Here is a 23,549-nt window from a genome sequence, read left to right on the forward strand (position 1 = left end):
CGGCCGCAACGACGCGGTCACTTCAGGGAGGTATGGAAAGTGAATCCGCGTACGAAGCGCGCCGCCCTCGTCGGCGTGGCGTCCGCCATGGCAGTGGCCCTCACCGGGTGCGGGAGCAGCTGGCTCGAGCCGGACAGCGACGCGGCGGGCAAGGCGTCCGCCCGGCAGAACCAGGACCTGAAGATCGGCGTCCTCATGCCGGAGAAGGAGACCGCGCGCTACGAGAAGTTCGACTATCCGCACATCAAGAAGGAAGTCGAGGACCTCACCAGCGGCAAGGGCAAGGTCCTCTACGCCAACGCGGAACAGAACGCGAAGCGCCAGGAGAGACAGGTCGACCAGATGGTCGCCGACCGGGTCGACGTACTGATCCTGGACGCCGTCGACTCCAAGTCGATCAAGGGATCGGTCAAGAAGGCCAAGGACGCGGGCATTCCCGTCATCGCCTACGACCGCCTGGCCGAGGGCCCCGTCGACGGCTACGTGTCGTTCGACAGCGACCAGGTCGGCCATGTGCAGGGCATGGCGCTCCTCAAGGCCCTGGGCAGCAAGGCGTCCAAGAACAGCCGGATCGTCATGATGAACGGCTCGGTCACCGACCCGAACGCCGCGCTCTACAAGGACGGCGCCCTGGCCGAGCTCAAGGACCAGGTGACGATCTCGAAGTCGTACGACACCAAGGACTGGAAGCCGGAGAACGCGCGGGCCAACATGGTGACCGCCATCCAGGCCGTCGGCGCGCAGAACATCGCCGGTGTCTACTCCGCGAACGACGGCATGGCGGGCGGCATCATCACCGCTCTCAAGGCCGCCGGTGTCACGCACCTGCCGCCGGTGACCGGCCAGGACGCCGAACTCGCCGCCGTCCAGCGCATCGTGACGGGCGACCAGTACATGACGGTCTACAAGCCGTACCCCGAAGAGGCCTCCGCCGCCGCGCAGATGGCGGTCCTCATCGCGCAGCAGCGTGGCATCGAGTTCGACGCGCTCGCGAAGGACCGCGTCGACAGCCCCACCACCCCCAATGTCCCCTCGCTCCTGGTCCAGGTCGTCCCGATGACCCAGAGCAACATCAAGTCGACGGTGGTCAAGGACGGGATCTACAAGGTCGGGGACATCTGCACGGCGAAGTACGCGGCGGACTGTGCGCGGATCGGGCTGAAGTAGGCCGGCGGACGCCACGGCGCCCCGCGGTCCGGGGCGCCGTGCCGGGTCAGCTGCCGGAGATCGTGAACTCGGCCGTGACCGTGCCACCGGGCGCGACGGACGTGATGTCGCGCGCGAGGGCGACGAGGGGTGGCGTACCGGAGATCCTCTTCGCCCGTTCGCGGGCTGCCGGATCCTTTCGCGGAGGTCAGCGGTCCTGTTCCAGCATCCCGGACTGGCCGATGAGGTAGCCCAGTTGGGCCCGGCTGTCGCTGCCGAGCGTGCTGGCGAGCTTGGCGATGTGGACGCGGACGGTGCGGATGTTCATGCCGAGGCGTTCGGCGATGACGGCGTCCGTGTGGCCCTCGATGAGGAGGGCGGCGATGGTGAGCTGGCGGGAGGTGACGCCGTCCTTCGCCGGGGGCTGCTGCGCGGCGACGGGGAACATGGGCGTGGCCAGCCGCCACAGCCGCTCGAACGTCGTCATGAGGTAGGAGATGAGGGCGGGGTGGCGTATCTCCAGGGCCACGGTGCGGTCCGTGTTGGCCGGGATGAACGCGACGGTCCGGTCGAGCAGGACGAGGCGCTCGGTGACCTCGTCGAGGGTGCGGACCGCCACGTCGCCGCGCAGCTGTTCGTAGTGGGCCAGCACGGCGGGGGAATGCCGCGAGGTGTGCTGGTAGAGGGTCCGCATCCGGCATCCCCGGGCCAGGAGTTCCTGCTCGATCGGCCGGGCCGCGGCGAGGCCCGCCGGCGGGCGCCCGCCCCCGGGCTGGATCGTGAGGAGCTCCTGGGTGGCGACCGCGCTGGCCTCGCCGATGGCGTCGTTGATCCGCTGGGACCCCAACAGCACATGGATCATCGGCGAGTTCTGGAAGGACGCCCGCTCGGCGTCGAGCGCCATGAGCGGTGCGAACGCCTTGGCCAGTTTCGCCTCTCGGTGCCGCTGGTGCGCGATCTCGTCCTCGATACCCCCCAGCAGTCCCGGCAGGGCCACGGAGGGCGGCACGGGGCGCTGCCAGCGGGGGTCGTCCGGATCCGCGCGCAGCAGCCCGAAGTCCAGGAGGCACGGCACGGCCGCGGCGTCCTCGTCCTTGACGCGGCCCTCGCGCAGGGCCCGGGAGTAGAGCGCCGTGCCGGCGGCGCACAACTCCTCGGCTCCGTGAGTGTGGGCCTCGGCGGTCACGTGTGGCTCTCCTCGGTCGACATTCAGTGATCCTGGTCGAGGATTCCGGACTGCGCTATGAGAAAGCCGAGTTGTGCGCGGCTTCCGCTGCCGAGCGCGGCCGCGAGCTTGGCGATGTGGGCTCTGCAGGTACGCACGTTCATGCCCAGGCGGCGGGCGATCGCCTCGTCCACGTGGCCTTCGATCAGCAGCTTGGCGATCGACCGCTGGACCCCGGTGATGCCGTCGGTCGGGGGTGCGTAGGGGGTCTCCTCCAGGAGGGGGACCGCGCGGCGCCACAGTTGCTCGAAGACCTTGGCCAGGTATTCGACGAGGCCCGGATGGCGCAGTTCCAGGGCGACCGGATGGTCGCCGGGGACCGGTATGAACGCGACGGTCCGGTCGAAGACCATCAGCCGCTCTATGAGTTCCTCGAGGGTGCGTATCTCCACGTTGCCCTTGGCCATGTGCTCGGCGTACACGAGAGTTCCCTGGCTGTGCCGGGCCGTGTGCTGGTAGAGCGTGCGCATGGTGATGCCGCGCGCGATGACCGCCCGGCCCCGCTCGAGTGCCTCCGTCAGGGAGTGCTCGCTGCGCCCGCCGCCGGGCTGGACCGTGAGGATCTCGGACTGGCACTCGGCGATGGCGAGTTCGATGGCCGAATTGATCCGGTTGATTCCTTCGAGCACGGTGACGGCGTGCGTGGTGGGCAGATCCTGCGCACTGATGGCCATGAATGGCTCGAAGTAATCGGTCAGTTCGACCGCCAGGCTTCTTCGCTCCTGGATTTCCCGTTCGATGGGGTGGAGGCGCTGGGCCAGGGCGGCGGCGGGGGGAACCGGTCGGAGCCAGCCGGCGTCATCCGGGTCTGGGTGGAGAAGGGCGAAATCCATCAGGCAGGGAGCGGCCGTCGCTTCGCTTCGGGCGATGCGTCCGGAACGCAGAGCGCTGGCGTACAACCGCCTGCCCTCGTCGCACAGTTCAGTCGTGGCATGAGGATGTGTCCGATATGTGTCATCCGTGGTCATAGATCCACCCCCCAGGGTCCTGAACGTGCAGGAACATGATGCATCGATCCTGTGGTGTTTGGATGGCCGAATGAGCCATCGTCTAGTGAGTCGGGGGAGAGAAGCCATGGAAGTGAGGACGAAGCCCACTATGTGCAAGAGAATGCTTCGCTCGGTGATGGCTGTTGCCTTCTCCGCCGGTTTGGCTTTCGGTGTGCTCAGCACCCAGGACCTCTCCTGGAGTGGCACACCCGCCACTCACGTGTCCGCCGCCAAGAACATCGCGCCTCCGGACCTTTCCTGGAGTGTCGCTCCCGTGGACGCGGCCGCATGACCACTCCGCCCGACGACAGAACCTTTCGCCGTGAGATGGCGACGGCCTACCGGTCCGGGTGGCATTTCATCGACCTCGCCACGGCGATTCCCCATCGCGGCGATTCGTTGATGGTCACCCTGTTCGGCGAGCCGATCGTCGTCGTGCGGGACGAGTTCGACGACGAGGAGATCCGGGCCTACCGGTGTCTTCGCCGCCCTCGGGGCGCCCCGCAGCCCGTGCGGTGTGCCATCAGATACGGAATGGTCTTCGTCAACCTCGACCAGCGTGACCACCAGCTGGTCGGGGAGGCGGGACCGGAAGTTCCGCGTACCACCTCAGCCACCCCCCGCAGTGCCTGACGCGATTCCCCCGTCGTTGTAGATCGCGCAGGTGCTTCCCCCCGCAGCGGCGCCACCGTGGACCTGAACACGGTGGCGCCGCTGCAGCTTTGCGCGGCTGTCACGACGGGGACCCGTTGCCCGTCGCCCGCGTCAGCGTGATCTCGATGGCGACGCGGTCCGGGTTCGGCGCGGGCATGCGCTCGTAGCGCTCCGCGTACCGGCGTACCGCCTCCGCGACGCGGTCCGGTTCCGTGCGGACCAGCGCGAGCCCTTCGAGGGTCGCCCAGCGCCGGCCGTCGACCTGGCAGACCGCGACCCGGGCCCCGCCCTCCTGCGCCCCGGACCCCGCGAGCACGTGCGCCACCTTCGCGCTCGACTTGTTCGCGATCACCCGCGCGAGACCTGCCTCGGGGTCGTACGTGACGCCGACCGGCACCACGTGCGGGGTGCCGTCGGGGCGCAGCGTCGTCAGCGTGCACAGGTGCCGTTCCCGCCAGAAGCCGAGGAAGGTCGGGTCGGGGTTCAGGGGATCGTTCCGCTTGGCCATGCTCCGGAAGATATCCCCGTTCCAGGACATATCCCGCCTCGGGACACCCAGCTCCCACCCTTGAGTGGAATCGACTCAACTTTGTGTATGCTGACAGGGTCAGTGTGCTGGAGAGGCAGACGCAAGGAGGAGAGTGGGCACGTGGACGCCGAGCTGACGAACCGGAGCCGGGACGCGATCAACGCGGCCAGCAGTCGGGCCGTGTCCGCGGGGCACGCGGATCTGACCCCCGCGCATCTGCTCCTGGCCCTCCTCGAGGGCCAGGAGAACGAGAACATCACGGACCTGCTGACGGCCGTGGAGGCCGATCAGGCCGCCGTGCGGTCCGGGGCCGAGCGCATCCTCGGCGCCCTGCCCAGCGTGACCGGCTCGACCGTCGCGCCGCCCGGACCCAACCGGGACCTGCTGGCGGTCATCGCCGACGCGGAGCAGCGCGCCAAGGAGCTCGGGGACGAGTACCTCTCCACCGAGCATCTGCTCATCGGCATCGCCGCGAAGGGCGGCACTGTCGCCGACGTACTGACGGAACAGGGGGCGAGCGCCAAGAAGCTGCTCGCCGCCTTCGAGAAGAGCAGGGGAGGGCGCCGGGTGACCACACCCGACCCCGAGGGCCAGTACAAGGCCCTGGAGAAGTTCGGCACCGACCTCACCGCCGCCGCGCGCGAGGGCAGGCTCGACCCCGTCATCGGGCGCGATCACGAGATCCGGCGTGTGGTGCAGGTGCTGTCCCGCCGTACGAAGAACAACCCGGTCCTGATCGGCGAGCCCGGCGTCGGCAAGACCGCGGTCGTCGAGGGTCTCGCCCAGCGCATCGTGAAGGGGGACGTGCCGGAGTCGCTCAGGAACAAGCGGCTCGTCTCGCTGGATCTGGGCGCGATGGTCGCCGGCGCGAAGTACCGCGGCGAGTTCGAGGAGCGCCTCAAGACCGTCCTCTCCGAGATCAAGGAGAGCGAGGGGCAGGTCATCACGTTCATCGACGAGCTGCACACGGTCGTGGGGGCCGGCGCGGGCGGCGACTCGGCCATGGACGCGGGCAACATGCTGAAGCCGATGCTCGCGCGCGGCGAGCTGCGCATGGTCGGCGCGACCACGCTCGACGAGTACCGCGAGCGGATCGAGAAGGACCCGGCCCTGGAACGCCGCTTCCAGCAGGTGCTGGTCGCCGAGCCGACCGTCGAGGACTCGATCGCGATCCTGCGCGGGCTCAAGGGCCGGTACGAGGCCCACCACAAGGTCCAGATCGCCGACAGCGCGCTCGTCGCCGCCGCGTCGCTCTCCGACCGGTACATCACCTCCCGCTTCCTGCCGGACAAGGCCATCGACCTCGTGGACGAGGCCGCGTCCCGGCTGCGCATGGAGATCGACTCCTCGCCCGTCGAGATCGACGAGCTCCAGCGCGTCGTCGACCGGCTGAGGATGGAGGAGCTGGCCCTCTCCAAGGAGACGGATCCGGCCAGCAGGCAGCGCCTGGAGAAGCTGCGGCGCGACCTCGCCGACAAGGAGGAGGAGCTGCGCGGCCTCACCGCCCGCTGGGAGAAGGAGAAGCAGTCCCTCAACCGCGTCGGTGAACTGAAGGAGAAGCTCGACGAGCTGCGCGGCCAGGCCGAACGCGCCCAGCGTGACGGCGACTTCGACACCGCCTCCAAGCTCCTGTACGGCGAGATCCCCACCCTGGAAAGGGACTTGGAGGCCGCCACGGAGGAAGAGGAGGAGGCGTCCAAGGCCGACACGATGGTCAAGGACGAGGTCGGCCCGGACGACATCGCGGACGTGGTGGCGGCCTGGACCGGCATCCCGGCCGGGCGGCTCATGGAGGGCGAGACGCAGAAGCTGCTGCGCATGGAGGACGAACTCGGCAAGCGCCTGATCGGGCAGACCGAGGCCGTACGGGCGGTGTCCGACGCCGTGCGCCGCACCCGCGCCGGGATCGCCGACCCCGACCGGCCGACCGGATCCTTCCTGTTCCTCGGCCCGACCGGTGTCGGCAAGACCGAACTGGCCAAGGCGCTCGCCGACTTCCTGTTCGACGACGAGCGGGCCATGGTCCGCATCGACATGAGCGAGTACGGCGAGAAGCACTCCGTGGCGCGTCTCGTCGGCGCCCCTCCCGGCTACGTCGGGTACGAGGAGGGCGGTCAGCTCACCGAGGCGGTGCGCAGGCGCCCGTACAGCGTCGTCCTGCTCGACGAGGTCGAGAAGGCCCACCCGGAGGTCTTCGACGTCCTGCTCCAGGTGCTCGACGACGGCCGTCTCACGGACGGTCAGGGCCGCACGGTCGACTTCCGCAACACGATCCTCGTCCTCACCTCGAACCTCGGCAGCCAGTTCTTGAGCGGACACAGCCTGGTGGAGCCGACCACGAGTGAGGAGCAGAAGAAGCAGCAGGTCCTGGAGGTCGTACGGGCGTCGTTCAAGCCCGAGTTCCTCAACCGGCTCGACGACCTCGTCGTCTTCTCCGCGCTGAACAAGGAGGAGCTGGAGCGGATCGCGAAGCTGCAGATCGGCCGGCTCGCGAAGCGGCTCGCCGAGCGCCGGCTGACCCTGGACGTGTCGGACGCGGCCCTGGCCTGGCTCGCCGACGAGGGCAACGACCCCGCGTACGGCGCCCGTCCGCTGCGCCGGCTCGTGCAGACCGCGATCGGCGACCGGCTCGCGAAGGAGATCCTCTCCGGCGAGGTCAACGACGGCGACACGGTCCGCGTGGACGCCTTCGGCGACGGCCTGATCGTGGGCCCGGCCACCGGAAAGACGCTGTAGAGGAGACCCGGACACCGATGCCGGACCGGCTCGGGGCCCTGCCGCTCGCAAGGACGGGCGGCAGGGCCGCTGCTCCGCGGGGGTGATCCGGTCGCGCCGGTGGAGAACTCGCTCCGATCCAACCGGTTGGGGGTTGTCACTTCCCACCCGGCATGGGGGAGGATGGCGGAATCCGTACGAAGGGACCAAGCACGTGAGCATCGACCCGTCCTCGATTCCGAATTTCGGGGGACAGCCCCAGCAGCCGCAGGGCTCAGGACCGGCGGGCCCCGTCGTCCCCGATCAGGACCTCGTCAAGCAGCTCCTCGAGCAGATGGAGCTCAAGTACGTCCTCGACGAAGAGGGTGACCTCGCGGCTCCGTGGGAGGAGTTCCGCACGTACTTCATGTTCCGCGGCGAGGACGACCAGCAGGTCTTCTCGGTGCGGACGTTCTACGACCGCCCGCACGACCTCGAGACCAAGCCGGCGCTCCTCGAGACCATCGACGACTGGAACCGCCGCACGCTGTGGCCCAAGGTCTACAGCCACACCCACGACGACGGCACGGTCCGCCTCATCGGTGAGGCGCAGATGCTCATCGGCACGGGTGTGAGCCTGGAGCACTTCGTGTCGTCGACGGTCAGCTGGGTGCGCGCCGCCATCGAGTTCGACCGCTGGCTGGTCGAGCAGCTCGGCCTGGAGCAGGCCGTGGACTCCGCCGCCGACGACGAGAAGCCCTCCGACGACGAGTAGGCACGTCAGCGACCGATCACAGGGGCCTGTGCGCGAACGCGACCAGATACGTCCCGTACGCAAGTGAGAGCCCGGCCAGGGCGCCCATCACCAGGAGGGCGCTGCGCGGCCGGGCTCTCGCCGTTCGCGCCAGCGCGAGGGCCAGCGGCAGCAGCAGCGGGAACGCGGGCAGCAGGAAGCGCGGCTTGGACGGGAAGAAGCCGGCGCCGCCGAGCGCGACGAGCAGGAGTACGCCGCTGTAGACGATGAGCGGCAGCGGGGCCGCCCGCTCGGCGATGAGCAGCGCGAACAGCAGCACCGCGGCGGCGACGATGAAGAGTGTCACGGGGAAGACGAAGCGGTCGCCCCGGAGCAGCAGATGCCGTACGACGCGCAGCGCGCCGACGCCGAAGTCGAAGCGCGAGCCCCAGTCCCGCTGCACGGCGAAGTAACCGCCGAGCGGATCGCCTCTTCGGAAGCCGACCCACAGGACGTAGCCGGTCCAGCCGAGCGGGGCGATCGCGACACCTGTCCACAGCCTGTGGGAAACGTTTCTGCCGCGCTTGCGGATCACCTCGTACGCCGCCGTGACGAGGACCGCGGCGGCGACCGCGAAGCCGTTCGGGCGGGACACCCCGGCCAGCGAGGCGAGCGTGCCCGCCCAGATCCACCGGCCGGTCAGGACCGCGTACAGGGACCAGGCGGCGAAGGCGGTGAGCAGCGGCTCGGTGTACGCCATCGTGAGGATCACGGAGTGCGGCAGCAGCCCCCACAGCAGGACCAGGAAGACGGCGACGGGCCGCGAGTGCAGGCGCACCCCGATCGCGTAGATCCCGGCCGCCGCGGCCAGGGACGCGGTCCAGGCGATGAGCATCCCCGTGGCGCCGCCGCTGAGCGGGAGCACGGTTTTCACCGCGCGGACCAGGCCGGGGTAGAGCGGGAAGAACGCGAGGTCGTTGAAGATGATGCCGGGTCTGTAGTGGACGGAGCGGCCGTAGCCGTCCGCGGCGATCCTGAGGTACCAGAGCGAGTCCCAGGACCGGCCGAGCAGGGCGGCGCCGGAACGCTTTCCGGCCAGCGAGGCGGCGACCGTCATCGCGACGACACCGGCGAGCCGGACAGCGGCGAACAGTCCGAGGACGGTGAGCAGGGGGACGGCGGCCCTGAGCCGGGCCGAGCGGGAACGTGGTTCGGCGCCGGGCTCCGCGACGGGGACTGTGGCGGGGGCCGGGTCGAGTTGCTGCTGGGTCACATCTCCGCACCCTGCGGGCACCTCGAGGGGCGCGCGAGCCGGGAGGGTCCGCACGGGTACGGATGGGGGACGGTCGGCGCGGCTGCGTGACAGGAGCCGCCGGTACGCCCTTGTCGGATCGTCAGGAACCGCGCCCCGAGGACGAGAGGGACCGCGCGTCCGCGGCCGGGCCGGGGACGCGCGTGTGCGGGCCGCATCAATTGCCCCACGGGGCACGCCAGTTGAGTGTGCTGTCAACGGTGTGTCGCGGCACCGGATGCCGCCTCCCCCGGCCATGAATCGAACAATTCAAGCCTTGATGGCCACCGGAGCCCCTTTCGGCGCGGCTGACCACGGGCCACTATGGGAAGGAGGTGGGTCTGCGCCGCGGGGCCGCGAGCGGGAGCCGACAGGGGGAAGTTTGACGTGAGGACTTCTACGACTGACATCGAGACCGGACTTGTCGATCTCAGCCGTTGGGGCCTCAAGGAGGCCATGGCACTGAGGGACCCGCTCGTGGCGGAAGCGCAGCACGCGCTGCTCGAGCATCTGAGCGAGGACGCCGTCGGGCAGGTCGTCGGCGGTGGGGACGGGAGTCCGTACTTCAGCCCGCGACAGCACGGCGGCACGGCTCCCCAGGAGCCACGGCACGAACACGGGCCGCCCGCGCCGCCCGAGCCGGCATCCCCGCGCGACCTGCCCGATGAGGCCGACCGGCCTGCCCTGCCGTGCTGACGCGGCACCAGGTGCCGGTCGCCGACCTGGAGGCCATCGCGACCGGGCGCATCACCGCACCCACCGGGACCCGGATGGCGGCGGCGGAGCGCAGCCGCCGCATGCTCATGCTGCGGGCCCTGACCGACGCGGAAGGCGAGACGGAACACAGCGCGGGACCGCTGCCCCCGCTGGCGCACGCGTTCGAGCTGCTGGCCCGCGCGGAGGCCCTCGATCCGCGGGCGGTGGCGAGCGTGCTCGGGCACCCGCCGGTCGGCGTCTGGGCGGTCCGCCTGCTGGGGCGGCTGCGGACCGGCGCCGGGCCCCGGCCCGGCGAGCCCCCCTTGTGGCGGGAGGCGGGCTACGCGCACGCGCTCGCCGCGGCGGCCGCCCTGCGGGCAGGACTTCCCGCGTGCGTCCGCGTGCCCGCGTGGGCGGGCAAGGTGATCCTGCCGACGGTCGGGCACGCCGTTCTGGACGACGCCCCCGGCGACCACGACGTCGCCACGCTGGAGACGGACGGGCGCGGCGCGGCCCGCGTCACGCTCGGCCCGCACGCCGTCGAACTGCCGGCAGCCCCGCACCTGCCCGCCCCCGGCTGGCACCCCGCGCGCCTGCTGAGCTGGACCGCGCGCGAGCCGGGGCCCGGCGTCCTGCTGGACGACGCCGACCCCTACCGCGACTTCCGGTCCGCCTGGCCGCCCCCGGCCCCGCTCACGAACGGGGAGTCGGACACCTGGCAGCGGCATCTGCACGACGCGGCGCGCCTGCTCGGGGCCCGGCACCCGGACGCGGCCCGCATGGTGCCGCTCGTCCTGAACTCTCTCGTGCCCCTGCCGGGCACGCCCCGCTTCCGCGCCTCCAGCGCCTCGTACGCCGAGGCGTTCGGCAGCGCGCTGGTCTCGCTGCCCCGCGACGCCGTCGACTTCGCGGTCACCCTCGTCCACGAGTCACGGCACTCCGTGCTCAACGGCCTCAGCCATCAGATCCAGCTCGTCGACAGGTCGGCGCGCGCACCGCGGCAGGACACGCTGCTCTACGCCCCGTGGCGCACCGACCCGCGCCCGCCGTGGGGCCTGCTGCACGGCACGTACGCGTTCACCGGAGTCGCCGACTTCTGGCGCACCGAACGGCACGCCCTGACCGGCCACCGTGCCGTCCTCGCGCACTTCGAGTTCGCCGTGTGGCGCGACGCGGTGGCGATCGCCCTGCGCACGCTGGCCGGCCAGCCCGGGCTCACCCCGTGGGGCCGCCGCTTCGTCGCGGAGATGGCACGCCAGACCGCCCCGTGGGCCGGCGACGACGTACCGGCAGAGGCCCTCGCCCCGGCGGAAGCCGAACTCGCCGATCTGCGGTCCACGTGGTGCAGCCACAACCTCGCGCCCGACCCGGCCGCGACCCGGTTGCTCGCCGACCACCGGCTCGGCGGAGGTCCGGGCGAAGAGGCGGCCGTCCCGCGGTCGCGGCTGCGCGCGGACTCGCCACTGCGCCAGCCGGAGCTCCGCTGTGAACTACGGAGGTTGCACATCGCCGATGAAGGAACGTTCACCCCGGACACCCGCGCGCGCCTGTCCGGCCGGGAACGGTCCCCGGAACTCCTCGAAGCGGACATGTGCCTCCTGCGCGGCGGGCCGGCGAACGCGGCGCGCGCGGTGGACCGCTACCGCGCCGTGCTGAACGGCGCCCCCGGAACGCGTCCGGCCTGGGTCGGCCTCGGTCTCGCCCTGGAGGCGTCCGGCGAGGGCGCACCGGCCACGGCCCTGCTGCACCGGCCCGAACTGGTGCGGGCGCTCGCCCTGGAGGAGCTGGCCCGTGGCGGGCGGACGCCCGATCCGCTCGACCTGGCCCGCTGGACGGCGCGGATCCCCGGGCTCACCGCACAGCCCGCGACGGACCTGCCACAGCACTGACCCCGCCCCGGACAGGTCCCGGACGGGGTCGGACCGATACGGCCGATGTCACCTCGGCGGTGTCACATCAGCAGCGGGTCGATGTCGCAGTTCGCGGGCTTGCCCTCCGCGGCCGCCGTGGTCGCCGGGTGGTCCTCGCCGAGGGTGCGTCCGTAGCGCTCGGCCGTGTCGGCGTACAACGCGTCGGCCTCGTTGTCACGCCGCAGCTGCCGGAGCCCGAGCGACAGGTTGAGGGCCTTGGCGAGGGTGATCGGGTGGTCCTCGCCGAGGTTGGTGCGGCACAGGTCGAGCGCCCTTGTGGCGAGCTCCACCGACGCCTGCATCTCGCCGAGTTCGAACAGGTCGGCGACGAGATTCGCGGTGCAGGCAAGGGTGTTGGGGTGGTCCTCGCCGATCAGCTCGATCAGCTTCTCCCTCGAGTCCACGTTGCTCGTGCGAGCCTCCTCGGTCCGTCCGGCCAGGCGCAGACAGATCGCGTGGTTGACGCGTGCCGCGACGGAGTGCGGATGCCGCGGACCGAGCAGTGCCTCGTAGCCCTCGTACCCCTCCTGCCCGAGTTCGAGCGCCCGGTCGAGGTCGCCGCTGTGCCGTACGTCGATGGAGTGCGCGACCAGCGCGTTCACCGTCTGCGGGTACAGGTTGCCGTAGCGGGTGCGGAACATGGCGAGGGCCCGGCCGGAGAGTTCGAGGGCCCGGCCGTGCTTTCCCGCCCGCCGTTCGGCCACCGACAGGATGCGGATCGCGGAGATCGTGTCCGGGTGGGTGTCGCCGACGGTGTTGCGAAAGCGCTCCTCGACGTCGCGCGCCTGGTCGCGGGCCGCCAGGAACTCGCCGCCCTCCTGGAGGTCGAACGTCACCGACGCCATGGTCGACAGCGTCGACACCGCGTTCTCGCCGAGCTCCGCGACCTTGCGGCTGTGCGTCATGCGGTCGAGCGCGAGAGCCGCCCGGAAGTGCCCGATGAACCGCAGGTTCAGCCCGTGCCGGTGGGCGGCGAGGAGGGTCGACGGGTCGTTGGGTCCGAAGAGGCGTTCGCAGGTCTCGAAGGCGTGCCTGTCGAGTTCGAGCGCCGCCTGGAAGTCGCCGCGCAGCCGCAGGTCCCAGGCGAGCATGCTGGTGATGTCGATCGTCGACTCGTGCTCGGGGCCGAGGACCTCGGTCATCCCCGCCAGCGTCCGCTGGTCGAGTTCGTACGCCTCCGAGTAGCGGCCCAGGATGCGCAGGGAGTTCGTGTAGATCCGGGCCGCGGTGAGTACGTGTTCGGCCTTGTCCCCGTCGGCCGCGCGCCACGTCTCGTACGTCTCCCTGGCCAGGTCGAGGGAGCCCTGGTGGTCGCCCCAGTAGTACATGTACTGGATCTCGTTCAGGACGAGTTGCCGTACCCACGGGTCCGTCGACTCGACGGCCCTGCTGTTGAGGACGTGCGGCAGCAGGTCCCCGTACTGCTGCCACCGGTGGGACGCGGCGGGCTCGCCGGAGTCGTCCTTGGCGAGCAGCCGGTGGGCGCCGGCGCGCATCTGTGACTTCAGCGGCTCCGCCATCTGGTTGATGAGGACGCGCTGGACCAGGCGGTGCAGCTGGATGGTGTTGGTGTTGTGGTTGATGCGCGCCAGCGCGTAGCGGTTGATCTCGCGGATGGCGCGGCCGAGCCGGATCGGGTCGCTGAGCGCCGCGCTGAGCTCCGGGGGCACGGGGGCGTCGCGGACGCCGGTGAGCAGGCGCCGGGAGATCGGCTCGGGAGCGAAGAAGGCGCACATCTGCAGGAGTTGAAGGGCCGCGGGGTGGTTCTTGCGCAGCCGGTCCAGGGACACGTTCCAGGCGGCGGCGACGGACAGCGGATAGTCCACCGGCGGGTCGCTGACCATCAGCTCGTTGGCCTGCTGCTCGAACATGCGCAGGTACTCGTCCGCGGGCATGCCCGTCTCGGCCAGCCATACGGCGGCCTGCTCGATGCCGAGCGGCAGGTCGCCCAGGGTCTCGGCGAGCCGGTCCGCGGTCGTGTCGTCCAGGTTCGGTGCTCTCAGCTGGAGCAGCGAACGGCTTTCCTCGCGGGTGAACACGTCGACCTCCAGGGGACGCGCCGACGAGGCCCACTGCGAGTTCCGTGAGGTGACGAGGATGCGGCCCGGTCCGTTGGTCGGGAAGAACTCCCGCACGGATTCCGGGTCTTCCGCGTTGTCGAAGATGAGGAGCCAGTTCTTGAACGGTTCGCCGACGCGCAGGGCCTCGATGACGGCCGGCACCGCTGTGTTCGCCTCGCCGCTGCCGACGTTCAGACCGAGCCGGTTGGCCAGCTGCACGAGGAACTGCCGGATCTGCTGCGGCTGTTCCGCGGGGATCCACCACACGATCTGGTACTCGTGCAGATGCCGGTACACGTACTCGACCGCGAGCTGGGACTTCCCGACGCCGCCCATGCCCTGGAGCGCCTCGGGGAGCACCGCCGTGGTTCCTTCCTGGAGCCTGCGGTGCAGGTCGTCCAGGAGCTGGACGCGGCCGGTGAAGGCACGGTTTCGGGGAGGGACGTTGCCCCAGACGGGGGGCGGCTTCTGCAGCGCGTCACCCCTTGACCCGGCCTGGGTGGACTGCAAGCCGCTCACTTCTTCGACCCCTTCTTCGTTGCCGGTCTCTGGCGGGGCGGTGGGCTCGGCCCCACCGCCTAACTGACTGGGTTCTCCGGAGGTTGTGGCCACCGGAGGTGGAGGTTCGTCGAGGCGTGCCTCAAGCTCTCGGGCGGCGGCGGCATGTGGTCCGGCCATGGCCGCGAAAGCGGGCAGAATAGACGAAATCCATGGCCGTAAACCTTCCATGGAGACACTCCGCGCGCGATCCGGCTCGCGCAGAAGGGCGACGCCTTCCCCATACGCCGGTACGGCGACCGCCAAATGGTCCAAGGCGAGCATCAGCGCGCGGGCCGTCTCGCCACGCGTCCCGTCCGAGAGAAGCTCCCGCCGCACGCCGTCGCCGAATTCGAGCTCGACGCCCGGCCCGGCACTCTCGCCCGGCCCGGCCTCCGCGCGCCGCAGCAGCCCGCTCAGGAGCAGCTCCGCCACGTGCCAGTTCCGCGCCCCGGGGATCAGCCCCTCCTGGAGCAGGCGCAGCACGTCGAGGTTGAGCGGGACGGCCGCGGACAGGCGTGCCAGGTGGTAGGCGGTGGGGGAGAGCTGGGCCCGCACGGTCTTGACCTGGACGTCGGCGGGCAGCGTGGTGGCGGGCCTGCGCGCGACGGCGGCCTCGTCGCCGGGTGTCCGGTCCAGGCAGCGCACGGTGTAGCCGCCCTTGCCGTCGTGCGCGAGGAAGCGGGCGAGACCGCCGATCCCTTCGGGGGTCAGCGTCACCACGGGCAGCCGGACCCTGTCGGACGCGTCGGTCTCCTGGAGATCGGCGGTGGGCATGACCAGGCCCACGGGCTCGGAGGTCCAGGTGCTGTTGGGGGACGCGGGGCGCGGGCTGGTCACCATGTGGCTGCTGGTCTGCGTGCCCGCCCTCGCCCAGACGTGCTCGGGCAGCACATGGACGATCGCGACGGGCATCGTGCGGGCCCACCGGGCGAGCCTGCGCCGGGCGCTGCCGTCGCCCCAGTGGTCGGCGTGCAGGTCGGTGAGGACGAGGACCAGGTGCCGGCCGTCGGCGCCGCCGAAGACCTCGCCGCCCGAGCCGTCCTCCTGCCAGCGCACCGTCCGTACGTCACGGAAGGCGCCAGAGCAGTGCAGGGTCTCGGCGAGGCGCTGCGCGGTGTGCGACCACAGCCGCATCGAGTCGCCCGAGTCCACCAGGAGCGTCACGGTCAGCCAGCGCTCCTGGCCGGGCTCCAGCTGGGGCAGCCACATGCCGGTCTCGGCGTGCAGCTCGGCGGTGGCCTCTTCGTTCAGGAAGAACCGGCCCCGGCAGGCGATGCGCCGCTTCAGCGGATGCAGCGCCTTCTCGATCTCCCGCGAGCGGTCGAGCGCGAAGCCGTTCCCGAGGCTCATGAGGAGCGAGTCCACATGACCGCCGGGATCCGGGTCCCACGCCGGGGGCCCGGTCAGGGGCGCGGGCTGCTCCACGGGTTCCTCCGTGAGCCCCGGCACGGGGGTGTCCAGGTCCTCGGGGCGCGGGCCTTGTGCCTCGGGCGCTTCGGGCAGCTCGACCGGCGGGCCCGGCCGTGGCCTGTCACGCCGGGCGTCCTTCAGCCGCAGCCAGCGCTGCGCGGCGAGCCACAGGACCTCGCCCGCCTCGTACCAGTGCGGCTGTGGGGACGCCTCGGCCAGCGATGCGGCACCCGGCCCGATACCGTCACCCGCCACGCCGCCGTGGGAGGGCGACCGGTTCATCCAGTGCCGACCTCGTCGAGCCGTCGCCACAGCGCGTGCAACAGCGTGCTCATGGACCCCTCGTCGGGGCCCGCGGGCGTGGTGCGCAGGAACTCCGAGTTGAGAAGCTGGTCCGCGGCGAGCGAGCCGCCGGTCCTCGCGTGGCTGAGGAAGTCGCGGATCATCGCCGTGCGCCCCTCGTCGTCCTGCGAGAGCTGCGCCGCCAGCATGGCCGCGAGCTGCCCCGCGTCGGGCGCGGGGAGATCGAGGTAGAGGCAGCGCCGCAGCAGCGCGGGCGGCAGCGTGCGCTCGCCGTTGCTCGTGATCACGACGACGGGGAACGCGGCGCAGCGCACCGTTCCGTGGTGGATGACCGCCGTGCCGTCCGGGTCGTCCGTGTGCACCTCGGCGTCCGGGAGCCGGGAGCGCACCCGGGCCAGCTCGGGGATGCGGAACTCGCCCTCTTCGAAGACGCTCAGCAGGTCGCCCGCGAGGTCCGTGTCGGACTTGTCGAACTCGTCGACGAGCAGGACGCGCGGGGTCGTGCGGGGCAGCAGAGCGGTGCCCAGCGGGCCGAGCTGGACGTAGTCCCCGAGGTTGTTCAGGCCGTCCGGGTCGAGGGCCGGATCGCCGGCGGAGCCGGGCTCGGAGCCGCGCAGGGCGCCGCGGGTGGCCGCTTCCTGCACTCTGCCGATGGCGTCGTAGGCGTAGAGGCCCTCTTTGAGGGTGCTGCGGCTGGTGATCGACCAGCGCAGGACGCGGCCGAGGGAGAGTTCCCGGCTGATGCAGTGGGCGAGGCTCGACTTCCCGATGCCGGGAGGGCCCGCGACGATCAGCGGCCTGCGCAGGAACAGCGCGGCATTGACGAGATCGAGTTCCTGCTCGGAGGCTTTGCGGACGACGGGGCCGTCCGGCGGGCCGAGGCGGCGGGTGAACTCGTCCTCGTCGCCCGGGGGCGGATCGGAGATCAGGGGTGCGCCGGTGAAGCGGCGCCAGGGCGGGGGCGGGGGTAACTCGCGCGACACCGGCTCCTTGCCGCGGGGCCTCGCCGTGCCTCGGTAGATGCGCCATGCGCCGGGGTCGGCCGCGGCGCCGTCGGTCTGTGCCGGAACGTGCGGATCCCTGTCGGCCATCGACCGTTCCCCCTCACCCTGGTTCGTGCCCGGTCGGTGCACGTCCGTACTCCCCAACCGCCCCGGCCCGAACACCTGGTTGGGCCGGAAGTCTTCAACTCGCTGATTCCGGTACTTCGGGAAGGCGGCTCGGATCGTCCCACAGCACAGCGATACGAGAGTCGATGGAACCCTCCGGCCCATCGTCGCGTGTTCCGGGAGAGAAGCGCAAGCGCGTGACCGTCTCCAACAAGTCGTCCCAGGCGCCGGTTTCGGCGAGCCTGTGGAGTTCCGCGTGCTCGATGTCGTCGAGGGGTCCCTGGTGAGCCCAGAGCAGCACCGGCAGGCCCGCCTGGAGGCCGAGGGTCAGCTCGCTGAGCCCGTGTTCCGAGTCGGGTGACGACCCCAGAGTCATCAGCACAATGGCCTGATTGTGCTTCAACTTGGCGTAGAGCGCCTGCTGTTGGGAGCCGGCGCCGGTTTCGCACCGGTGCACGCGCCCCGCGCCCCCGCTCCTCAGCACCTCCCAGCGCGCGTTCCACACCCGGTGGACCTGGCGTGCCTCCATCCGCTCCAGGCTGCGTATGACGACCTTGTAGTCCATGCCCAGCGGAGGGCGGAACGGGGCCGACGTGCCGAGGCCGGGCTGCCGTGAGCCGAAGGGGGTCGGCCGGGTCCAGTCCTCCACCGGTGTGTTCGCCATCGCCAGGGAGAGGATGAACTCCACGACGATGCCGCCGTGGTGGTTGCGCAGCCGCTCTTCCTCCCGGTCGACGAGGGTGGCGACCCAGTCGGGCACCTCCGTCAGACGCAGTTCCCGGTCGTCCCGCTGGCGCGGCTCCCACGCGTGGCCGGTACTCGTCCAGCAGGTGAGTGCGACACGATCGGGTGACTCGGTCAACGGCTGGAGCCGGATCACCAGAAAGGCTTCGCGGCCGGGGGCTTTGCGCCAGCTTCCGGTGGAGGAGCGGACGGCGTCGAGCATGCGCTGCCCCTCCGGTCCCGTGTCGGCGAGGGAGCGGATGTGACGGCTGAGCCAGACCCTGAGCGGGTCGCCGCGCTCCGGTCCGACCAGATAGGCCAGTTCGTGCAGGAAGCGCACGCTCCTCGGTATCCCGTCCGAGGGAACGTTGCACTGCTCCAGGAGCTCGTACGCCTCGCGTGCCGTGCGGGTCGTCCTCGGCAGCGGCCCGAAGCTGTCCCCGGCCACATGGCGGAACAGGTCGGCGAGATCCGGCACGGAGCCGCGGTCCAGGCCGCTCAGGAGGGGGTCCAGCGCGGCCCGCTGCGCCGGGTCGCCGGCCGGGGGCAGCGGCGACTCCACGAGAGCGGACGCCTGGAGCGAGGCCAGGTCGTCGTCCGCCAGATACCGGACGGCCTCCACCAGGTGCAGCCAGCCCCGGGGCACCGCGCCGAACACCCGGACCATCTCGACGATGTGCGGCTTCTTCTCGCCGAACTCGGCCACGGACAGGCGCTGTCCGAGCCGGTGCAGCGCCCGGTCCACGCACATCCGGCGGCTGCGCCGGTCCTCCATGACGGACACCCGCATCAGCGCCTCCACGAGCTGCTCTTCGCTCGCGGGAGAGGCGGGGTGCGGGGACGGGCGCTCAGGCATGGCCGTCTCGGCGGTCGCGCCACCGGGTGGCACCCGTCGGATACATGTCCGCAGTCGGTCGAGCCACTTCCACGTGTCCCCCTCACGCGTCCCGCGGCAGCGGTCGTACTGTCGCTGCCCGAGCCAGCAAGGGTATGTCGAAGAGTCGCGTGTGGGTACGGTCGCAACCGTCCCATTTGGATCACGCGTTCATCGGGGTACCGCTCGGGACCCGGTTCTCAGGCGAGCTTCTTGAGGCGGTCGACCGCCTCTTCGAGCACCGGGATCCGCTTGCAGAACGCGAACCGTACGAAGGGGGCGCCCGCCTCGCGGTGGTCGTAGAACACCGCGTTCGGGATGGCGACGACGCCGGCGCGTTCGGGCAGCGCGCGGCAGAACGCGAAGCCGTCGCTCTCGCCCAGCGGGCGGATGTCGGTGGTGACGAAGTACGTGCCCGCGGGCCGGAACACCTCGAAGCCGGCCGCCGCGAGACCGTCCGCGAGGAGGTCGCGCCTGGCGCTCATGTCGGCGCGGAAGGCGTCGTAGTACGAGTCGGGCAGGGCGAGCGCCTCGGCGATCGCGTACTGGAAGGGGCCGGACGCGACGTAGGTGAGGAACTGCTTGGCCGAGCGGACCGCGGTGACCAGCTCGGGTGAGGCAGTCACCCAGCCGACCTTCCAGCCCGTGAACGAGAACGTCTTGCCGGCGGACCCGATGGTCACCGTGCGCTCCCGCATGCCGGGGAGGGTGGCGAGCGGGATGTGCCCCGCGTCGCCGAACGTCAGGTGCTCGTACACCTCGTCCGTGATCACCAGGAGGTCGCGTTCGACGGCGAGGGCCGCGATCGCGGTGAGTTCCTCGCGCGTGAGGACGGTGCCGGTGGGGTTGTGCGGGGTGTTGATCAGCAGGAGGCGGGTGCGGTCGGTGACCGCGGCGCGCAGCTCGTCCAGGTCGAGCCGGAAGGCGCCACCGTCGGGGCGCAGGGTGACGGGGACGCGGGTGCCGCCCGCCAGCGCGATGCTCGCCGCGTACGAGTCGTAGTACGGCTCCAGCGCGACGACCTCGTCGCCGGGTTCGACCAGCGCGAGCAGCGAGGCGGCGATGGCCTCGGTGGCGCCGGCCGTGACGAGGACCTCGCGGTCCGGGTCGAAGGACAGGCCGTAGCGGTGCTCCTGGTGGGCGGCGATCGCGGTGCGCAGCTCGGGGACGCCGGGGCCCGGCGGGTACTGGTTGCCGCGGCTGTCGCGCAGCGCCCGTACGGCCGCCTCGCGGATCTCCTCGGGGCCGTCCGTGTCGGGGAAGCCCTGGCCGAGGTTGATCGAGCCGGTCGCCGTGGCCAGCGCGGACATCTCCGCGAAGATCGTGGTCCCGAACTCGGCGAGACGGCGGTTGAGCAGGGGGCGCGCGCTGGAGGTCATGGGCGCCATCCTGCGCCGAACCTCCGGAGTTCCTCAACTCACCCTCGGGACGGGCCGCTGTGACGGCACCCGACGGATTTTCCTATTCCGACATGTGCTTCGCATGAGAGTTTATATGGCTATTCGCTACATATAGTGCTCCCGTGTGGACTGCCGGCGGGTGCGAGACGTCCGGCCTGCCGTCGGGGGCCGACACCCCTGAAAGACCCTCAGAAGTTGCTCAACTCTGCTTTGACGGGGCGCGGGCCCGGGAATCCCCGAGTCACGCCCGACGGGGGCGTTCTCGGGGGAATGAGAGGAAGGTGAGGGCCGTGATCATCGGAGCCATCATCTTTGGGCTTGTGATCGTGGGCATCGTCGTGGCGGTGTCGTCCGCGGGCGGCTCGGGCAGGGCGCGGAGCAGGAAGACGTCACTGAGCAAGGGCCGGTCGGGACGCTCCGGCAGCAGCAGCTGGTGGGCCGGCGGCGGTGCGGTGGGCGGGGCCTCCTGCTCGTCGGGCAGCTCCGGCGGACACCACGGGCACTCCTGCGGCGGCGGATCCTCGTGCGGGGGCGGAAGCTCCTGCGGAGGCGGGTCCTCCTGCGGCGGCGGGGGCGGGTGCGGCGGCGGAAGCTGACCGCGCCACCAGGACACGTACGGCCCACAGGGAGGCGGCTGACACGGGGCAGCCGGTCCGCGTGGGCCGTACGTATGCAGGGGACGACGAGAGGGGCGTGTGACGGTCGGGGCGCCATATGCGCCTGGAATGGTCCGTTGCGCGGGAACGGGACGCACGTTGCCCGGAGAAGTTGAACAGTTGAGCTGTGGGGTCCCCGGAGGGGATGGAAACCCGGCGAAGTTGGGTAAAAACGCTGTGGCGGCGCCACCGTTCATGATTCCCTCTTAACCGTCAAAGCGGCCCTCGTGCGTTCTCGTGGGCACGTGCCGGCCTCCCCCTTCAGCGCCGGCCTCACCTCCTTTTGCGTGTTAGCGGAGCCGACCCATGCTCACGACCCTGAACACCGCCTACACCGACACACGCGCGGACGACCTGGCCTGGGCTCTCGGCCGCGAACCGCTGCCCGCGCTCGCCACGCTCGATCTCGAACTAGCCGGTGCCAAGCTCCAGTTGAGACTCCTCGGCGCCTCGCACCAGGTACTCCTGGAGGAGGAGCAGGGCAGCTGCTCCGAGACCGTCGCCTGCATCCCGGGCAGCAGCACCCCGCTGCCGCTCGGCGTCGCCAAGCGCATGGGCGACTGGGAGTACGAATTCGCGGCACACGTCGAGACCCTCTCCGAGGGCTCGTTCGCGGGCCGCGCGCAGGAACTCATCGCGCTGGTGTCCGACCATCCCAACGGTCTCGCCGGGGTGTTCCCCGGCAGCCCGCACGCCTTCACCGCGCTGCTCGCCCACCGGCAGGAGGGGCAGGTGCGCTGGCGCACCTGGCACGCCTATCCGCAGGAGGGTCAACTCGTCGTCACCCGGACCCGGGTGGGCGTGCGGACCCCGGCCGCGATGCTGTGACGCCATGGGCTGCGGCCCATGCGCGTACGGGCCCACTTCCACACGTGTGGGTGACTGGACGGAGTTGCGCGGTGACGTAGCGTTCGCAACGTGATCGAGCCGCGCACCCCCATTCCGTCCGGCGTCCCGCGCGCCCGGAGCGAGGAGGGCAGGGCACCCCTTCCCGTGGCCCCTCTTCCCGTGAAGCAGGCGACGGGGCGGTTTCTCGTACTCGCGGGCGTCTTCCTCTGCGCGGCCTGCGGACTCGTCTACGAACTCGAACTGGTCGCGCTCGCCTCGTACTTGATCGGCGACTCGGTCACCCAGGCGTCCGTCGTCCTGTCCGTGATGGTCTTCGCCATGGGCATCGGTTCGCTGGGGGCCAAGCGGCTGCGGCTGCGGGCCGCCGCCGGGTTCGGCGCGGTCGAGGCCGCGCTCGCGCTGGTCGGCGGGTGCAGCGCGATGGCGCTGTACGCGGTGTTCGCGTGGACCGGCGACTGGGGCGGATCCTGGGCGGGCGGCTCGCGCTACATGCTCGTCGGGTTCTCCCTCGCCATCGGTGTGCTCATCGGCGCCGAAGTGCCCCTCCTGATGGTGCTCATCCAGCGGATCAGACGGCAGGACGCCGGCGGCGCCGTCGCCGACCTGTTCGCCGCCGACTACGTGGGCGCGCTCGTCGGCGGTCTCGCCTTCCCCTTCCTGCTGCTGCCGATGCTCGGGCAGCTCACGGGCGCGCTGCTCACCGGCGCGGTCAACGCGCTCGCCGGCGGCGCCCTCGTGCTCGGCCTGTTCCGCAGGGACCTCACGCGCCGCGGCCGCTGGACGCTCCTCGTGGCGAATCTCGTCGTGCTCGGCCTGCTCGCCTGTGCCGCGGCCCTCGTCGACGACTTCGAGCGGGCCGCCCGGCAGGCCATGTACGGCAAGGACGTCCGCGTCGCCGTCCAGACCGGCGTACAGGAGGTCGTCGTCACCGGTGGGAAGCGCGAGCCGCTCGACCTCTACCTCGACGGGCGCCTGCGCGTCAGCGGCCGCGACGAGCAGCGCTACCACGAGGCCCTCGTGCGGCCCGCGATGGCCGGACCGCACGCGCGCGTGCTCATCCTCGGCGGCGGTGACGGCCTCGCCGCCCGCGAGGTCCTGCGTTTCCCCGGGGTGCGGACGGTGGACATCGTGGAGATCGACCCGGGCGTCGTACACCTCGCGAGAAACGATCCGCCGCTCAGCGCGCTCAACGGGCACGTCTACGAGGACCCGCGCGTGCGGGCCGTGACCGGGGACGCCTTCCGCTGGCTGCGCGGGCACCACACCCCCTACGACGTGGTGATCTCCGATCTGCCCGACCCCGGGATCACGGCCAGCACGAAGCTGTACTCGCAGGAGTTCTACGGCCTGGCGGAGCGGGTCCTCGCCCCGGACGGGCGGCTCGCCGTGCACGCCGGGTCGCTGTCGTCGCGGCCCCGTGTGTTCTGGACGGTCGACACGACGCTGCGCGCGGCGGGCCTGCGGACGGTGCCGTACTGGGTGGGCACGGGCGCACCGCCGGCCCCGGCCGGGCGGCAGCACGGGGCGTGGGACCGGCTCACCGGGATCGCCGACGGGCCCGACCGGACGCTCGACGGGACGCGGGCGCCGAGCGACTGGGGGTTCGTGCTCGCGGGCCCGCGACCGCTGCCGAAGGGGGCCGTGCCGCGCGAGCGGGTGCGGGCGGCGGAGCGCTCGCGGATCACCGGACTCGCGCCTTCGACCTTGGTGCATCCGCGGTACGCGTACTGAGTACGGGCCGAACACGGGACGCGTGGG

The 23,549-nt window shown here is 71.2% G+C and carries 17 protein-coding genes; 8 read left to right on the plus strand and 9 right to left on the minus strand.

Annotation, left to right across the window (positions count from 1 at the left end; translation table 11 throughout):
* Positions 1-39 precede the first annotated feature (39 nt).
* Positions 40-1,167, plus strand: coding sequence for a sugar ABC transporter substrate-binding protein (locus tag ACFC96_RS19505; RefSeq protein WP_376255623.1), 1,128 nt, complete (start codon positions 40-42; stop codon positions 1,165-1,167).
* A gap of 187 nt (positions 1,168-1,354) precedes the next feature.
* Here ACFC96_RS19505 and ACFC96_RS19510 read toward each other — a convergent pair whose 3' ends face one another.
* Complete coding sequence (locus tag ACFC96_RS19510; RefSeq protein ID WP_376255625.1) at positions 1,355-2,332, minus strand: LuxR C-terminal-related transcriptional regulator; 978 nt, start codon at positions 2,330-2,332, stop codon at positions 1,355-1,357.
* A gap of 23 nt (positions 2,333-2,355) precedes the next feature.
* The gene (locus ACFC96_RS19515) at positions 2,356-3,339 is read right to left on the minus strand and encodes a helix-turn-helix transcriptional regulator (protein WP_376613314.1); all 984 of its coding nucleotides are present in this window, start codon (positions 3,337-3,339) and stop codon (positions 2,356-2,358) included.
* A 309-nt stretch (positions 3,340-3,648) separates the two neighbouring features.
* Here ACFC96_RS19515 and ACFC96_RS19520 point away from each other — a divergent pair, with 309 nt between their 5' ends.
* Positions 3,649-3,993, plus strand: coding sequence for a hypothetical protein (locus ACFC96_RS19520; RefSeq protein WP_266562002.1), 345 nt, complete (start codon positions 3,649-3,651; stop codon positions 3,991-3,993).
* A gap of 100 nt (positions 3,994-4,093) precedes the next feature.
* Here the strand turns inward: ACFC96_RS19520 and ACFC96_RS19525 are convergent, their stop codons facing one another.
* Entirely contained in the window at positions 4,094-4,522 is a 429-nt protein-coding gene (locus tag ACFC96_RS19525) for a pyridoxamine 5'-phosphate oxidase family protein (protein ID WP_376613316.1), read from the minus strand.
* Between the two features lie 141 nt (positions 4,523-4,663).
* On the opposite strand from ACFC96_RS19525, the gene clpB reads away from it, so the two are divergent.
* A complete protein-coding gene (gene clpB / locus ACFC96_RS19530; RefSeq protein WP_376255631.1) occupies positions 4,664-7,279 on the plus strand; it encodes an ATP-dependent chaperone ClpB in 2,616 nt (871 codons plus the stop codon).
* Positions 7,280-7,472: 193 nt separating this feature from the next.
* Positions 7,473-8,012, plus strand: a complete 540-nt coding sequence (locus tag ACFC96_RS19535) for a YbjN domain-containing protein (RefSeq protein WP_116511832.1) — start codon at positions 7,473-7,475, stop codon at positions 8,010-8,012.
* 16 nt (positions 8,013-8,028) lie between these two features.
* Here ACFC96_RS19535 and ACFC96_RS19540 read toward each other — a convergent pair whose 3' ends face one another.
* Positions 8,029-9,243 carry a hypothetical protein gene (locus ACFC96_RS19540; protein WP_376255633.1) on the minus strand — a complete coding sequence of 405 codons (1,215 nt, stop codon included), beginning with the start codon at positions 9,241-9,243 and terminating at the stop codon, positions 8,029-8,031.
* Between the two features lie 474 nt (positions 9,244-9,717).
* Here ACFC96_RS19540 and ACFC96_RS19545 point away from each other — a divergent pair, with 474 nt between their 5' ends.
* A complete protein-coding gene (locus ACFC96_RS19545) occupies positions 9,718-9,957 on the plus strand; it encodes a hypothetical protein (RefSeq protein ID WP_376255635.1) in 240 nt (79 codons plus the stop codon).
* On the plus strand, positions 9,951-11,846 hold the full coding sequence (locus ACFC96_RS19550) for an HEXXH motif domain-containing protein (RefSeq protein ID WP_376613318.1): 1,896 nt from the start codon (positions 9,951-9,953) through the stop codon (positions 11,844-11,846). The genes ACFC96_RS19545 and ACFC96_RS19550 overlap by 7 nt, the downstream gene beginning before the upstream one ends.
* A 62-nt stretch (positions 11,847-11,908) precedes the next feature.
* Here the strand turns inward: ACFC96_RS19550 and fxsT are convergent, their stop codons facing one another.
* The 5 genes from fxsT to ACFC96_RS19575 all read right to left on the minus strand — a co-directional run bounded on the left by fxsT (position 11,909) and on the right by ACFC96_RS19575 (position 20,899).
* The gene (gene fxsT, locus ACFC96_RS19555; RefSeq protein WP_376255638.1) at positions 11,909-16,159 is read right to left on the minus strand and encodes an FxSxx-COOH system tetratricopeptide repeat protein; all 4,251 of its coding nucleotides are present in this window, start codon (positions 16,157-16,159) and stop codon (positions 11,909-11,911) included.
* The gene (locus tag ACFC96_RS19560; protein WP_376613320.1) at positions 16,156-17,271 is read right to left on the minus strand and encodes an AAA family ATPase; all 1,116 of its coding nucleotides are present in this window, start codon (positions 17,269-17,271) and stop codon (positions 16,156-16,158) included. The genes fxsT and ACFC96_RS19560 overlap by 4 nt, the downstream gene beginning before the upstream one ends.
* A gap of 94 nt (positions 17,272-17,365) precedes the next feature.
* Positions 17,366-18,868 carry a hypothetical protein gene (locus ACFC96_RS19565; RefSeq protein WP_376255641.1) on the minus strand — a complete coding sequence of 501 codons (1,503 nt, stop codon included), beginning with the start codon at positions 18,866-18,868 and terminating at the stop codon, positions 17,366-17,368.
* Between the two features lie 218 nt (positions 18,869-19,086).
* Positions 19,087-20,274, minus strand: a complete 1,188-nt coding sequence (locus ACFC96_RS19570) for a pyridoxal phosphate-dependent aminotransferase (protein ID WP_376255643.1) — start codon at positions 20,272-20,274, stop codon at positions 19,087-19,089.
* Positions 20,275-20,527: 253 nt separating this feature from the next.
* Positions 20,528-20,899: a hypothetical protein gene (locus tag ACFC96_RS19575; protein WP_376613321.1), complete on the minus strand. Its 372-nt coding sequence runs from the start codon at positions 20,897-20,899 to the stop codon at positions 20,528-20,530.
* Between the two features lie 349 nt (positions 20,900-21,248).
* Between ACFC96_RS19575 and ACFC96_RS19580 the strand changes: the two genes are divergently transcribed.
* Both ACFC96_RS19580 and ACFC96_RS19585 read left to right on the plus strand, forming a co-directional pair.
* Entirely contained in the window at positions 21,249-21,770 is a 522-nt protein-coding gene (locus ACFC96_RS19580) for a DUF2617 family protein (RefSeq protein WP_376255647.1), read from the plus strand.
* Positions 21,771-21,860: 90 nt separating this feature from the next.
* Positions 21,861-23,522 (plus strand): polyamine aminopropyltransferase, encoded by a 1,662-nt coding sequence (locus ACFC96_RS19585; RefSeq protein WP_376255649.1) that lies wholly within the window; start codon positions 21,861-21,863, stop codon positions 23,520-23,522.
* Positions 23,523-23,549: the final 27 nt, after the last annotated feature.

Origin of the sequence: Streptomyces sp. NPDC055955 (assembly GCF_042270245.1) — a bacterium.
In the GTDB taxonomy this organism is placed as follows: Bacteria; Actinomycetota; Actinomycetes; order Streptomycetales; family Streptomycetaceae; genus Streptomyces.